We start from the raw sequence: 16,127 nt of genomic DNA, 5'->3' as shown, positions 1-16,127 counted from the left end.
TCCCGGCACCGGCCGAGGGGGCCGGCTGGCCATGGCTGCTACTACGTGCGAGCGGCTCTCTTCCGCTCGAGGCGGTCCGTCGAACTGGCCTGGGCCTGGGCTTGCCGAGGGTGGTGTCCAGGTGTCCGATCCCTCCTGGGACCACCATCTCGTGTGACAGGGAGCATACTGTGGAAGCTTGTTTCTGTGGCGCCCCTTGGGCCATATCTTCGCCTGGACCAACGAGAGTCGTACGTTGTGGAAGAACCTCAACTGGCGGCGTGACCCGGCCAGGGTGGTCCACAGTCGACGAGGTTTCGTCGATCCCTATTGCCGGAGTGTGCACGGGTGCGTCACCAAGCAGGCGGCCGGGCGGGTTTATGCTGGAGGTCTCGGTTTGGTCGACGTCCTCGAAGCCTGGATCAGGGCCGTCATACGCCTGGTGTCGGCAGGTACGATACTACAAGTTTCGGGGGCTGAACCTTCCGCGGGCCCAGATAACTGGAGCGGGCTACGGTGGCTATTGTCCATCGCGCTGCCCGTGCCTACGGCGAGTGGTCCTTTTCCGTGCCTTTTAGGGGGTTTCGAGGCTTCGTCCTGGTTGGCGGTGGGGTGATGCGCGCTCTTAGTTCCAGTTGGTGGAGGTGAAAGAAGCTTGGCAGGCGCACCTAGGATCAGCAGGACGTGGGGCAAGGCTGAGGGAGCAGCGTGCCAGGGAGGCCAGGAGAGGCAGCCGAGTTCTGGCTCTGCGCGGGAGTGCTGTGGTTCCGGGTGGAACTGGTACCGTGGACCGGGGTCCTGTGGGTCGGGCCGCTGCGCCCGGTGTCGTGCGCTGCACTTCGCGTGCGATGGTTCGGACTCACGCGCTGGGGCCCAGGTCTCCGGTCAGTTGCTTCCGTGAGGCGTGGGTTGGGCCGGTGGCGCAGCCTTGAGCCTTTTCTTATAACCGGGCTACGTGGTCCGGGCCGTGGAATGCTGGGTCGGGTCGTCATGGTTGGTGCCAGTGGAGGTGGTATACAAGCTCGCCGTTGATCGAGTCCGTCAGGTACCATTGTCGTGCGCAGTGCTCGGGCGGCGTGTGTGGCGTGCCTTACGCCGGAGATGGAGTGCGGGGTCCTGGCTGTTTTTCGTGTCGTGTTGGGCCGTTTTTTTTGGGTGGTCATGTCGGAGTGTGATGGGTACATCGGCTCTACCACTGTCGTTCCGTCGCGGGGTGCTGACGCGTTGTACGAATATGCTAGCGGACGTGAAGTGAATCTCTTTCTGCACAACTGTGCGTGACGGAGTTGTGATGATTGGATAAAGAGATGAAGATGCTCTACAATCAGTTGGTGATATGCGGTCGCACAGTCGCGTGCGGTCGCCGCAGACGGAATGCGCGTGTGGTAGCCGATGTTCCGCGTTAGTTCGAACGGCTCTTGCTCCTAACCAAACGCCTAACGCCGACATAGCGGGGGGACAGGTGAGGCCGTATATGCTGTCGGGAGGGGGGGGGAAATGAGGCCGCGCAGCCCGAGCACTGGCGACGGGTAACTGACGGACTCGATCACCGCGACTTTGTCCCATTGCCACTGGGTCAGCAGACCCACGTGATCTGACTGCCTATGGGCGATGCCCGAGGCCCTTGTGAGGTTAGAGATGGTAACAAGGCTCCGGTGCCGGCTGTGGCGCGGCCCGGCCTCGCCGGGAGACTTGGCCCGGTAATGTCTGACCTCGGGGTGCATGTGGGGCGCCGACACCGGCGGGCAATCCAGGAGCGCCCGGGTCCGTAACCAGTCCCGAACCGGGATCACGCACTGGGCCGCGAGACCGGCTGCTGCTGCTGCGGCCCTTCCCTGGCCATTCCCTCAGTTGCCCTGCTCTCGCTGCTGCTGTCCTGGTTGCGCCCCAAGCGTCTTCTCCCGCGCGGTCACCTTCGACCTGTCGCTTCCACCGCCTCGCCCCGGACGGCCGTGTGGCGGCACAAGGCCCGCCGTAGGGCGGGGCAGCTGCGCGATGCTCTGCGCCGGAGCGGCGTGCCAGGGCTTGTGGGGCCGCGAGGGGGGCCGGGTTCAGCTCGCGTCGGAAACTTGCCGTGTGACTGCTCGGCACCGCGGCGCCGTGCCGGCCTTGCTGAGCGTCGACACTGTTTCCGCTCTCGGGGTCCGACGGCCATGACGCGTCTGTGTTGGGCCCCCCCGTCGTGCCGGGGTGTTTCGGCCCGCGTTGTGAGGTTTCACATCACTTATACTGGTTTGTCTCCCTGCGGTCTTTTTGTTGGGCCGTCCTGTGTGTCGTCGGCAGACAGCATGCTCCATCTTCCGCATTCTCCCGTGGTGGTCGGGGTCATGTGTGTCTGGTTGTCTGGTGGTTTCACCACCTCGGCACGCCAGCCGTGCCATTTGATCGGACCGTTCTCGTTGGTGAATGGAGCCGTGTACAGATGTGTGTGGCCAGGCCCTGCGACCCTGATCCGGATGCCCGGGAGGTCGAGATGACCGTACGTGAACTCTTGGGTGCCCGGCTCGGGTCTTCGTATGGGGCATTGCCATTCAGTGGGGTGCATAACCTTTCCTGGGTGTGTGGGACTTCTGTGGGCCACGTCGGGGGCGTGATCTCCCCTTGCGGCTGTGAGTGCATCCGGCGATGCGCTGTGTTAGAAGATGACTGCGCCCGTCCGCGGTCGCGTTCGGGTAGACGTCCTGCCGGCGTCACCAGGTCCCTGAGGTCCTGCGGGGTCTCCCGTGCTCAGCTGCTGCGCGATCGTCGTCGCGTGATGCGGAGCCCGGGGGGACCACGGGCTACTCGGCGCCCCTGTGCCATCCGAGTGTCGCCGTGTCCGGCGCCTGCAGCAGGGGTTGGCCGTCGGGCGGCCAGCAACAGCTCCGGCCGACGACCAGTTGGAGTGCGGTGTAAGGTGGCTCGGACTGTGCCGCGGGACCTGGGCGGCGAACCGATCCCAGGGTGGCTCGGGGGTCGAAGGGCACAGGCGTGGTGGTCTGAGGGCGGCGTGGAACCGGGCCAGGGGTGCGCAGTGGTCATGTGGTCTCTTGACGGTCGTCCGCAACGCTGTCGCAGGCCAGGGCGAAGAATGCGCGGATCGGGGTCCGCGGGCGAGCAGGGCCGCTCGCCGGCACCGGTGGAGCAGGATTCGAGCCGAACGCGCCAGCAGGAAGGACCTGCGCGTGGCCCACATCCGCCGACGGGTAGGTGGAGCCGTAGCCGGGGTCCGACTAGACATGTCGTAGGCGGTCGCGGGGCGAAAGTGCGGCGTCATCATCAGGCCCGGCCGGCCAGCGGCAGCCAGGCCCCTGAACGGCAGGTCCGCGGGGCGGAGTCGGCGTCAGGTGGCGGGCGGAATGTACCATACGCGTGCCAGGCCGTGACGGGGGTGCGGTAGGTAGAGGGGCGATCAGCAGGCCGACCGAGAGAATCGCTGTCCCGTAGAAGTTGCGGCGGAGAGCAGGGTCAGCAGGAGCCTGAGCACCACGGTGCTGGGCGGGGTCTGCGTTGGGCGGCCGAAGACGTTTGGGTGCCGAACTGCCGGGTTGCCGGGGGGGGTGGGGGGGGTGTGGCGGGGGTGGTGATCCGGGCGAGAGGCGCCGGGGGCAGGGCTCCGTGCGGAGGCCATCACAGGTGTACAGCGTCTGCGCCGGGAACTTGCCGACCTAACCGAAGGTGAATCAGGTGCGGAGTACGGCCGGAGACGCAGTGACCGCCAGCTGTCAGCCATCCGGTGGTGCGAGGCCGCCGCCGGAGCACATGGCCGGTGCGAGGGCGGCCTAGCACTCGGCCGCGTTGTCCGGGCTGAGCCGTAGCCCTCTCGCCTCGGTGCAGGTCCCGCGAACAGGGTAGATCGCGCGAGGTGCGTGGTGAAGAGGTAGCGTGGCGAGCAGACGCAGGTGGTGGTGAGATGACTGGCGCCCGCACCGGTGGGGTCCGGTCGCTGTCGACGGTCCTCGCGGTCGTTTGCGGGTGATCATGCGCGTTCCCCGCAGCCCTGGAGTTAGAATAGAGGGGGCGAGAGTGAGGTATTGCACCGTGTCTCTCCGCTGAAGGGCCCTAACGCCGTCGGAAGGCCGGATGAGGGTTCGAGCGCCAGGCCCGGGGCCGAGGGCGGAGTGGCTGGTGGCGACCGTGTCCGGGCTGTGTTCCAGGGCCTGCCACTCTTCCGAAGGCGAGTCGAGGGCCAGCAGGTTGCAGCGGTCTCAGCAGTTGCGTATTCTTGTCATCTCTGCCGGCGGCGAGCTGCAGCCGCCCTGCGTGGCCAGTGTCAGTGGTGGTTCCCGGTCTTCGGCCCAGGAGCAGGCGCTAGCACGCGCCGTGTGTTGACGTGGTCTCCTGGCCGGCTGGTGCCGGTTTCCCTGGCGTCCTTTCTGAGGATCTCCCGATGCCACATGCCCGGCGATGGCTTGAGGTTGAGCCCCACCGACTCGCTTGGCCCAAGTCCGTCGGTCAGTCTCGTATCAGACGTCGCGCACTTGGTATACGTGTGTGCCCTCACTGCCCGGCCTGTCCAGGGAGATGGCCATGTCGCGCGGCGACAGTATCGGCCCGCGAAGTGCCCGGGCGGTCCAGGACGAGACGTCGTGTTCTCGGTTCATCCTGCAGTTCGCGGGGGGGGTTTGAGGCTCGCGGAAATCCGAATGCGGTTGAGACAGCGGTGATCCGACACCCGAAGCCGGCGTATGTTCAGGCCAGTCGCGCGGGTTAGCCGCGTCGCGCGCCACCACCGTGGACGAGGGCCGTAGGTCGGTGACGGTGTACTCGAGTAGGCGTGCGTGCGTCGCGACTGCGGAGTAGGCGTCGAGCGCGACGGAGGCCGATCAGTCCCCACCTGAGCCCGGGTGCGGGAGGCCCCTTCTTGTTGTGTGCCGGTGGTTGCAGGTTGGCGGGGTTTGTTGGTGGGACACGGGGGTGCCAGCTCCGGTGTGGTTGTCAGGGGCGTTTTTCGTTATAAACAGAGTATTTTTAAAGAATTAAGGCTCCCGGACTGGCGTCAAGTAGTCTGGTCGGGTATCGTTTACGGCGTCCACCTTGCTATCAACGAGCCGGGGCGGAGAAACGGGATCAAGTGTCGCGGCGCAGAGGTACACGGTGATGCGACCGCACGGGCGTGGGGCCGAGCTTCGGCGAGGTTGCGGAGGGGCCAGCCGGGCAGCTGCTGGACTGAGGACATAGATCAGTCGGTGCCTGGGAGTGGCTGCGCCTCAAGCGGGAGTGGTGGCCGAGTGTGTCTCGTGTATGATGTCGACCGCGCGGCGGCCGGGCCTGTGACTATCGTACGCGACCTCGATCGAAGCTGATGGTAGCGAGACCTTCTCAGCAGGCCGATCGTAAGCGTGCTTCTGGCTCCGGCCCCGCGAGCAGTGCCTTGCCGAACAGGAGTGCCCGGAGCGGCCCGGGCTGCTGGTTGGCGCGCTGGCGGCAGACTTGCTGAGCGTGCCCTCCGGCGTCGCCACCTGTGTGTGGCCCCTGGGTACCGGGGTGACCCTTTCTGGCCGCCGGGGCGGTGCTCTTTCGATGTACTGTCCTGCAGGGGAAGCTGGGCGGCGGTGGCTGTCGATGGCGGCACGTCGTTCGTGCGGTCGCCCTGGTTACTCCGTGTCTGCTGTACCGAATCGTCCAGGTTTGGGCGGTCTACTACGGCATTCCTTGGCGTGCTTCGGCGGTGATATGGCCCTAGGGTGCCACTTTCTCGCCTCTGCCCGATGTCTGCCGCGGTGTGTGTGCTTGTGCTGGCCAGTCAGTTCCTGCGTGCGATGGCAGGAGTGGGTACCAGATTTAGTGGAGGTGCTGGCCTGGGGGCCGTCCGCTACACCGCGCGGAGGTGAGTCGGGGTCGCGCTGCACGCCTAGCGCTGCGCTGCCGTCAGCCTGGCCACGGACCCCCGGCGCGGCCTTGACACACGGCGCGTGCGGTCGTGGGGCCTGATGGGCGCGGGTGTGGGTCCGGTAGCGGTGCTCGCGGCCCGGTGACGGGTTGTCAGCCCCTCGTCTTGCGGCCTAGCCGGGGGCGTTGGTTTGGCGACTGCGGCGAGCAGGTCGCGGGCGGTTGACGGGGTCAGGGGTTGTCGGTGGGGGTTGGGAGGTGGGTGGTGAACCATGTTGCGTGGTGCCGGCCACCGAGACGGGTGGGACGGGTCTCTTGCCCGTCTGGCGACGGGAGCGGTGACGTAGGCAGTGCGGCCTCGGGGGTCGCTGCGCAATTTCACGGTGGTGACTCGTAAGAGCAGGGTCCGTGAAGCTGCAGCTGGGGTCATCGAGCTTCACGGTCGAGGTAGCAGGGCACTATTCGGTGGCGCGCTCGTTCATGGTTCCTGCCTGCCCCTGGTCCTGCTCCTCCCTGCCGCCTGACTCCTAGTCCGCGGCTGGTGCCGCATGCACCTGACCGTGCAAAGCTTTCGCTACCGTGGCCACCGCCAGCCATGCGCGGGGCGTCATGGCGGCCCTGTGAGGGAGCCGGCAGGGGGCGGTCGACGGGTCACTGTGCAGCTGGGGTACGTTGTTGTTCCTAGTGGAGGCGGTCCTTGGGCCACCTCTGGGTGCGGGTGGCGGGTGTGCGTGCGGCGGTGCGGGCGGGAGGATCGCTGCGCGCGACGCCTTGCCCTGGTGGTGAGGTGCGGCGTTCCGTAGCGGCCCCTGTCGCCGGTGATCACGAGGTCGGCGTCGGGACCGCCTCGTCGGGCCGAGGCAGGGTCGGGCGACGGCCGCCGCGCCTCGGGGTGATCCCGCGGGACCAGAAGGGTGTGCAGGTGCCGGGGGTACGCGTCCGCCCGCCGCTCCGGCGCCGGGCCGCTGCGGCTCGCCGCCGAGGAGGGTGCGGGCCGAGGCGGGTCAGGTCCGTGGGTGCGAGGGCGGCGATGTCGCCGTGGGTGGCCGGCCCTTCTGCGGTCGCGTAGACGCGGCCGCGGCCGGTGGGGCCGAGGAGGGGGTTGAGTGGACCGGTCGTGAGGAGGTGAGACCCCGTCGGCCGAGGCGGGTCGACAGCGCGCCCGCGGTCGGTGAGGCGGCGCACGGACGCCACACAGGCGCCGCCCGCCGTCCGGACACCGTCAAGACCCGGTGGTCACGAGCAGATCGCATGGCACTGAGCGGCGGTGAGCCAGGCCGCGGTGCCGCCTACGCGTCGAGTGGATACGGCGGAGCCGCCGCCGAGGCCGATCAGCCGCGGGTGGCGCCCGCATCGTAGGGCCGGCTCCAGGCCACGGTCTGGACCGGGTGGTCCGAGCGACATGGTGGCACCGGCTGAGCGAGTCCGGGCGGTCCATCATGCGTGGTAGACGCGTCTGGGCCCCGGTGCGGCGAGTGCGTATCGACCACGGCGGCGTGCGCCGTCGCGGCATCGCCGGAAACGCCCAGGCAGAGCGAACAGCACCACCGGGCTCACCGGACGGCCGTCCAGGGCCGTGGTGCACGCCGGGCACCCGAGTGGACGCGGGGCCCGACGCCGGCGGCGCGGCGGAGGGGCCTCGCGCGCCGTCACGGCCATCGGGTCCGCAGACATGGCGGCTCCTGCAGGCCGCCGTAGCGACACCACGGCGTCCGCCAGGGCTCCTTCGGCGAGCCTCGGCAGCGGTGGCCGTCCCCCTTGTCGAATGGAGTCCGGCGCGGAGTCACGACCTTCACGACGCGGCTCCGTCACGTGCGGTCCGTGGCGCGCGACCACGGTGCTACGTGAGGGTCTCGGCGCCGGGGGTGTCGCCAGAATCTGCTGGTTGACAGATGCTCCAACTCATCCACCACCAGACACGGCGCTCGGTAAGCGCCGGCCTGCGCCACCATCGCGTCCAGCGCCCGGAGTCGACGCTGCCGTCGGCCATCCGGACACCGGTGCCGGCCGGGAAGCTGTGCGTGGGGTTGCACGGGATCAGACCCGAGGGGAACTTCCGCAGCCAGGCGGCCACCGCCGCCGTCTTCAGACGGGTCGCCATGAAGGCGCTCATCTTGGCTTCGCGGGCCAGCTGGGTCAGCACGTTCAGACCGGCCTCGACGCCGACCATGTCGCCGATCACCACGGCCGCGTGCACGGCGTAGGCCCCGCGGGCGACCAGCTTGACCGCGGTGGGCAGCACCAGGCTGGCGGCCGCCCAGTAGCAGTCCGAGTTGTGGAACGAGAGGTTCTTCGCGCAGCCGACGAAGTCGCTCACCAGGCTGTAGGCCAGCGCCTTGGTGAACGCCCAGTCCATCGCCACCATGTCGACGTCGAAGACGTACGGGCCCTCGTACGCCACCGGGTAGGAGTCGATGAACTCCTTCTCGTACTTGCCGGTCGCGATGCAGGCGGCCGCCGACCCGTCCGGGATGTCACAGGTGACCAGGAAGGCCATCGCCTTGCCGGTCAGCTTCACCTGGGCGGGCAGCTTGCAGTACAGCGGGTTGTGCGGGTTGAACTTGCACTGGTCGGTGGCGTAGCCGGTACCGGCCACGTCGACCGTCTCGATGACCACGCCCGGCGGGAGCTCCGGGTCGACGCCGGTGCCCGTCCCCGAGTTGGCCGGCGGGTTGCGGTCCAGCTCCGCCGCGGCCTCGGCGATGTCCTGCGCCTGCTCGGCGTCGGCCTTCGCGTTGGCCGCCGACTCCTTGGCGTTCGCGGCCGAGGTCTCGGCCTCGTCGGCGAAGTAGTCCGCGTTGTTGGCCGACACCTTGGCCCGGTCGGCCGCGTCGCGGGCCGTGCTCGCGTCGAGCTCGCTCGCGTCCGCCGAGGCACGGGCGGCCGCGGCCTCCTGGTTCGCCTGGCGGGCCGACTCGTCCGCCTTCCAGGAGTCCGACTGGGCCTGGGCGTTGAGGTCGTCCAGCCGCTGGGAGACGGCCTGGACCTCCTTGGAGTCGGCCGCCGCCTGGTTGGCCGACTTGAGCGCCGCGGCGGCCGCCTTGGAGGCCTTGGCCGCAGACTTGGCCGCGTCCGCCGCCGCCTGGGCCGCCAACTTGGCGTCCCCGGCCGCGCGGTCGGCCGCGTCCTGCGCCGCCTTCGCGTACGCCTCGGCCTCGGCCGCGCGCAGCTCGGCGACCGCGACGGACTGCTCCGCCAGGGTCTTCGCGGTGTCCGCGACCACGACCGACAGACCGGCGGTGGCGTTGGTCGCCGCGAACGCGATGCCCAGCTGGATCGCCTGGTCCGCCGGGGCGTTGACCGCCGCCGCCGTGTCCCGGGCGATCTCCGCCTGTTGCGAGGCGGCGTGCGCCTGGCCGGAGGCGGTGGCGCTGTCCGAGGCGGCCGCGTCGGCCTCCTTCTTCGCGCCCTGGGCGGCCGACTTGGCGTCGGCCGCGTGCTGCGCGGAGGACTTTGCCAGCGCGGTGGCCGCGTCGGAGTTCTCCTTCGCGATGCCGGCCTGCTGGATCGCTTCGGCGGCCAGGTAGTGGCCCTGCGCGGAGTTGGCCTGGGTCTTGGCCGCCGCCGAACGGGCGGTCTTGGCCGCCGCGTCCGACTTGGCGGCCGCCGCCGTGCTGACGGTCGCCGCGGCGCGGGCGTTGACCGCCGCGTCCTCGGCGGCGTCGGCGTCCTCATCGGCCTTGATCGCCGCATCGGTGGCCGCGTTGGCCGCCCGGCGGGCGTCCTTGGCGGCCGTCTCGGCGCCGGCCGCGGCATCGGTGCCGAGCTTCGCCGCGTAGTCGGCGTCGGCGGCAGCGGCCTTCGCCCGGGCGGAGTCCGCCTCCTTGCGTGCGGTCGCGGCGCGGTTCTTGGCCGCGGCCGCGTCGGTCTCGGCCTGCTTGGCCTTGGCCTCGAAGCCGGCCGCCGTGTCGGCGTCGCCCTTGGCCCGGGACTCCTCGGCCGCCGCCGCCTCGGCCTGACGCTGCGCGTCCGCCGTGGCGGTCGCGGCCTTGGCCCGCTCCGCGTCCGCCGTCTGCCGGGCGGCGGCGGCGTTCTGCCGCTCCCGCTCGGCGGTGGCCGCCGCGTCCTTGGCCTTGGCGGCCTCGGCCTTGGAACTGGCCTCCAGCGGGACGATCCTGGCCTTGTCCTGCGCCACGATCGCCGCCGCGTCGGCCGCGGCGCGCGCCTTGCCCTCGGCGGCGACCGCGTCGGCCTCCGCCTTCTGGGCGCTGTCCTGCGCGGTCTCGCGCAGGAAGGCGGCCCGGGCGGCGTGCGCCTGGGCACTGGCGTTGGCCAGCAGGGCGGCGCTGTCGTTCAGCGTCGCGTTGGTCGCCGCCACCGCGGTCTTCAGCGCCAGCGCGGTGGCCTTGGAGGCCGCCGCGGCGGACTTGGTGACCTGCGCCGACTGCTTGGCGTACGACAGGCCGCGGTCGATCGGCGTGCCGTTCGCGGTGGCGATCTGCTGTGCCGCCGCCGAGGCCGAACTCGCGGTCGTGTCAGCGGACTTGGCGTCGACCGCGTTCTGGTCGGCGGTGGCCGAGAGGCCGTCCACCCGCTGCTTCAGCTTCGCCAGGTCCGCGTCCACCGAGATCGGCTTGCCGTCGGAGGAGAAGTTGTCGCCGTTGAACCACTCGGGCCAGTGCTTGATCGTGGTGTTCCACGTGCTGTGCGGGTCGGCCTGAGCCTCCATCAGGTTCTTGGCGACCCACGCGTTCCCGAGCGCGTCGTGCATCGCCACCGCGCTGGACTGCAGCGCGGTCAGCGCCTTGATCTCCGCGGTCGCGATCGTGGTGCGCTGCTGGGACTGGGCGGCGTACTCGGCCTCCCACTCCGCCGAGGCGGTCTCCTCGACCTCCACCAGCACCACGTACGGGTCCTGGGGGTTGCTCGGGTCACCGCTGGACCAGCGGGTCTTCAGGCTCTCCACCTCGCGCCGGAACTCCGGCGTGCCCTTGACCGGGGAGACGGTGGGGAAGCCCTTGTACTCGATGAAGCGCCGGACGTCGTCCGCCGACCCCTGCATCTGCGGGGAGTACAGCATCAGACCCCACAGGCCGTACGGGTCGCCGCCCTCGGCCTGCTTCTGCCGGATGATCTCGCCGACCCGGGCCTTCGCCTCGGGCGTGGCCTGCGGGACGTTGACCGGCCAGCCCCAGCTGAGGCCGCCGCCGATCCGGGAGTAGACCTGGCCCGGGCCGAGCGCCTTGGTCACCGCGGTGTCGTACTCGGGCTCGCTGTCGGCGAAGTCCGAGGTGAAGTACTTCCAGACGGTGTCCTCGCGCTCGTCCTGACGGGTGTTCATCCCGTTCATCAGGTCGCTCGCCGAGTCCACGTCCTTCTGCCAGGCGTTCCAGACGTCCTGGTCGAAGAAGAGCTCCGGCTGCGCCGAACCCGGCCCGGCGAGCCGCGAGGCCGCCAGCGTCTTGGAGGCGACGCCGCCGACCTGGAACAGGTAGGCCAGGTTGGCGCGGCCGATCCGGACCCTGGCCTGGGTGTCCATCACCTTCTGCCGGGCGTCCAGGTCGTGCCGCTGCTTCGCGGCCTCCTGGGCGGCCTTGATCTGCGCGGCCAGCGCCGCCTCGTCCCGGCGCAGCTGCTCCTCGGCGGCCTTGGCGGCCTCCTCGGCCTTGGCCGCGTCGGCCTTCGCGGTACCGGCCGACCTCTCCGCCTCATCGGCGGCCTGCTTGGCCTTGTCGGCCGAGGTGCGGGCGTTCTTCGCGGTGGCGTCCGCGTCCTTGGCGGCCTGCGCCGCCACGGCCGCGTCCTTCTCCGCCGTACTGGCGGCCGCGTCGGCCGCCTGCGAGTCGGTCAGCGCGTCCTGGGCCGACTTCGCCGCCGCCTGGGCCTGCGCCCGGGCCGCGGCGTCGAGCTCGGCGGTCTTGGCCGCCGCCGCCTTGGCCGCCGCGGAGTCGGTGGCCGCGGTGGCCGCCGACTTCTGCGCCGCGTCGGCGTACTTCGCTGCCTTGGCGGCGGAGTCCGCCGCCCTGGCAGCCGCCTCGGCCGCCAACTTGCTGTCCCCGGTGGCCCGCTCGGCAGCGGCCTTGGCGTCGGCGGCCAGCTTCGCGGAGTACGCGGCGTTGGCGTCCGAGACGGCGGTCTGCTGCTGGGCCAGGGTCTTGGCGCCCTGCGAGGCGAGCACCGCGAGCCCGGCCGAGGAGTCGGTCGTGGCGAACGGGGTGCCCAGCTCGATGGCGGTGTTGGCCGGCGCGGTCACGGTGGCCGCGGCGGCCCGGGCCAGCGCGGCGGCCTGGCCGGCCGCGTACGCCTGACCGGCCGCGTCTCCGGCCGCCGTGACGGCCGAGTCCACGTCCTTCGTCGCGGCCACCGCCGCGGTGTTGGCCTTGAGGGACTCCTGCGCGGCCTGCTCGGACGTGCTGGCGGCCTCGGTGGCCTTCTTGGCGGCGGCCTCCGCGTTGTCGATCGCATAGGCCGCGGCGGCCTCGGCGGTCATCGCGGTGGAGTACGCCAGCAGGGCGTTGGCCTGGGCGTCGGCCGCCCAGGTGGTGGCCCGGGCCGCTGCTGCGGCGGCCGTGGTGGCCGCCTCGCGGGCGGCGGTGGAGGCCGAAGTGGTGTCCGTGGCCTTGGCGTTGGCCTGGTCGGCCTCGGCTCCGGCCTGCTGCGCGGCGTTGGCGGCGGCCTGGGCGGCGGCCTTGGCCTCGGCGGCCGAGGAGGTGCCCTCGGCGGCGACCGCGGCGGCGGCCAGCGCCTGCGCGTTGGCGGCGGCCACGTCCTTGCGGCGCTGCGCGTCGGCGGCGGCGCGGCGGGCGACGGCGGCCTGGGCCTCCGCCTCCTTGGCCGCCTGGGCCCGCTTCACCGAGTCGGCGTTGGAGCCGTGCGCCTGCTTGCGCTTGTCGTCGGCGGCCTTGAACCTGTCGAGCGTGTCGTTGAGCGCGGTCCTGGCGTTGCCGCGCTGCTTCTCCGCCTCGGCCTTGGCCTTGGCGGCGTTCTGACGCTCCGTCTCCGCGTTGGCGGCGGCGGTCTTGGCCCGCTCCAGCGCGGAGGTGGCGTCGGCCTGGGCCTGCTGGGCCTGGGCCTTGGCGGTGGCCACGTTCGCCGCCGCGGCGGCGGCCGCGTCGGCCTTGGCCTTGGCGGTGTCGGCCAGGGCGGCGGCACGGGCGGCGCTGTCCTCGGCCGACTGGCGCTGGAACTGCGCACGGGCGGCCGCGGCCTGGGCCTGGGCGTTGGCGAGCAGGGTGGCGCTGGTGGCGGCGGTCCCGTTCACGGCCTGGACGGCGACGTCCAGCGCGTTGGCGGTGGCCAGTGCGGCGGCCGCGGAGGCCTTGGTGACCTGCGCGGACTGGATGGCGTAGGCCATCCCGCGACCGCGCGGCAGCCCGTTGTCGTCGGCGATCCTGTCACCGGCGGCCAGCGCGGCCGGGATCTTGTCGGCGGCCAGCTTGGCGTCGTTGGCGGCCTTGCGGGCCACGGCGGCCTGCGCGGCGACCAGCGTCTTGATGGTGGCGAGGTCGGCGGTGGCCTGGGCGTCCGTGCGCGGCGGCGCGTTCGCCAGCCGCTTGGTCGGGTTGGCCTGCCACTTGAGGACCTCGCCGGCCGACCAGCCGTAGCCGAGCGCCTGGTGCATCGCCTCGGAGCCGGTCTGAAGGGCCGTCAGGGCGTCGACCTCGGCCTTGAGCACGTCCGAGCGCGGCTGGACCTGTCCGGCCAGCTCGGCCTTCCACTCGGCCCAGGCGACCTCCTCGACCTCGACCAGGACCTTCTTCCAGTCCACCGGGTTGGAGATGTCACCCGAGGCCCAGCGGGCCTTCAGCGCCTCGACCTCGATCCGGAACTCGGGCGTGCCCTTGACCGGCCCGGCCATCGGCATGCCGTGGTACTGGATGAACCGGCGGACGTCGTCGGCCGATCCCTCCTTGGCGTTGGCACCGAGCATGGTGAAGATGCCGAAGGTGTCCTGGCCGCCGTTCTCGGCGATCAGCTCCTGGACGATCTGGTCCACCTTGGCCAGCGCGGCCTGGTCGGTGGACTTGGCCGGGGCGGGCAGGTACTGCAGCGCGAGCGCGTTGCGCGCGTTGACGCCGCTGGAGGACATGAAGTTGGTGACGTCGGTGTCGTACTGCGGCAGCTTCGTCCCCGAGGCGGTCGCGTACGGGGAGACGAACTGTTCCAGGCCCAGGTCGCGCGAGCCGCGGGCGTCGTCGTCGGCCTTGGCCCGGGCCTCGTCCTGGGTGCCGGCGCCGACCGAGCGGTTGGCGGTGAACTGGTTGACGTGCAGGTCACCGTTGGGAAGCGCCGCCACCTGGATGCTGGTGGTGTTCCGGTCGATCATGCCGTACGAGGCAGCGTCGTTGGTCCACTTGCCGTCGGCCGCCCGGACGCTGTCCATGGCGGCGCCGTCGGCGTCCAGGGCGACCAGGTGCACCCGGTTGTCAGCACCGCCGGCGGCGGCGATCTGCCGGGACGGGTCCGTCCGCACCACCGCCGGGGCGCTCCAACTCCCGTTGGTGCCGCGGGTGGTGGCCCAGACCTTGTTGTCGTCGGAGAGCACACCGACGGTCAGTTCGCCGTTCGGCGTGGCCGCCGCCGCGACGCCCTTGGCGTGCGGGGTGGCCACCGGAGCGGAGGTCCAGCCGCCGGTGGTGGCGCGGACCAGGTCCTGCACCGTGCCGTCGGCCCGGAGCACGGCCACGTGGACCTCGCCGTTGGCGGCGGCGGTGGCGGCCACCGCGCGGGCCTGCCCGCTGCCGTCGGCCACCGTCGCGGCGGACCAACTGCCGTTCGCCCCGCGGACGAAGGCGCGGACGACGTTGTCCGTGCCGAGCGTCACCAGGTGCAGGTCGCCGTTGGGGGTGGTGGCGGCGGTGACGGCCTTCGCCTGCTTGGAGCCGTCGGCCACCGTGGCGGCCGTGACGAGCGTGCTCCACCAGGTGCTGTCGGCGCGGTGGGTGCGCAGCCAGACCTGGCCGTCGGTGCCCAGGGTGAGCACGTGGAGGTCGTTGTTGGCAGCGCCGGTGACGGCCACGTCGGCGATCCGGCCGAGCGTGCCGTCGACCATGACCGGGGCCGACCAGGTGCCGTTGGCGGCCCGGCCGGTGTGCCAGGCCAGGCCGTCGGTGCCGGTGACGTCCAGCTGGAGCTCACCGGTGGCCAGCGCGCCCAGCGAGAGCGAGCTCGCCTTCGGGGCGGTGAGCGCGGTCTTGGTCCAGGTGCCGGCGGCCTGCAGGGCGAAGTCGTTGACGGTGCCGGTGGTGGTGACCACCGCCAGGTGCGGCAGCGCGTTCGGCACGGCGGTGGCGGCGATCGCGGCCGCGGTGCCGGTGGCGTCCACGGTGGTGACGGCGGCCCAGGTGCCGTCCGCCTTCCGGACCTTCTCGCGCACCTTCTTGTCGGTGCCGAGCAGGCCGAGCCGGACTTCGCCGTTGGCGGTGGCCACGGCCGAGACGGCGGCGGTCGTGGTCGCGCCGTCGGCGGCGGTCACGCCGCTCCAGGCGCCGCCGGCCTTGCGGACGTTGGTCCACACCTTGCCGTCGGTGGTGAGCAGTTCGAGGTGCAGGTCGTTGTTGGGCAGACCGGCCGTGGCCAGGCCCTTGACCTTGCCGGGCAGCGAGTCGAACCGCACGGTGCGGTCGGTGCCCTGGTAGCCCATGTACCAGCCCGGGTACTCCCCGGGGCTGTAGACGTGGTCGCGCACGGTGCCGTCCGAGGACAGGACGGTGAAGTGCAGCTCGCCGTTGGGCAGCGCGGCCTGGCTGAACGCCGTGTTCCGCGGGTCGTCGCTGACCAGGATCGGGGTCAGCCAGTCGCCGTTGGCGGTGCGGACCTTGTCGTACAGCTTGCCGTCCGTGGTCAGCACGCCGACGTGCAGCTGCCCGTAGGCCATCGCCGACTGGCCGGTCTGCTTGACCGGTCCGATGCCCTCGCCGAGGGTGCGGCCGCTGGAGCGCTCGCCCTTGGAGTTGGCGACGTTGTCGGAGGTGACCGAGCCGTAGTAGAGCGACCAGCCCGGCCAGGGGCCGAGGTCCTGGGCGGCCAGCATGGTGCCGGCGCCGGACTTCATCGCCGGGCCGCCCGCGTGCATGGCGCGGGCCAGGATGGCGCGGGCCCGGCGGTCGTCCGCCGCCGCGTCCATCACCTTGATCCGGGCGTCCAGATCAGCCTCGGACCCGGGTGGTGGGGCCTCCGTCCTCACCCCCCTCGGCACGGCCGCCGAGGCCGTCCCCACCGCTGTCGAGACCAGTGTGGATGCCATCGCGAGCACGACCGCCGTGGCGACCGTACGCGAAGCACCCCGTATTCCATTCGCGCGTTGCGAGAACACAGTCCGCCTTCCGCGTGCTCCGCCCAGAAGGAGGTGGGCCCACGAAGGAACGGCACCGGAGCGACCGTCAGAAAGGGTCGTC

Annotated in this window: 1 protein-coding gene; it reads right to left on the bottom strand. The window is 71.2% G+C overall.

Translation table 11 applies throughout. The features are described 5' to 3' along the window. Window positions 1–7,630 precede the first annotated feature (7,630 nt). Complete coding sequence (locus ABD946_RS07500; protein ID WP_345281313.1) at window positions 7,631–15,976, bottom strand: PLL family lectin; 8,346 nt, start codon at window positions 15,974–15,976, stop codon at window positions 7,631–7,633. Window positions 15,977–16,127 lie beyond the last annotated feature (151 nt).

The organism is Kitasatospora albolonga (genome assembly GCF_039535905.1).
GTDB classification, from domain to species: Bacteria; Actinomycetota; Actinomycetes; order Streptomycetales; family Streptomycetaceae; genus Kitasatospora; species Kitasatospora albolonga.
The sequence above is the reverse complement of the archived record's forward strand: the minus strand, read 5'-3'. Positions and strand labels throughout refer to the sequence as shown.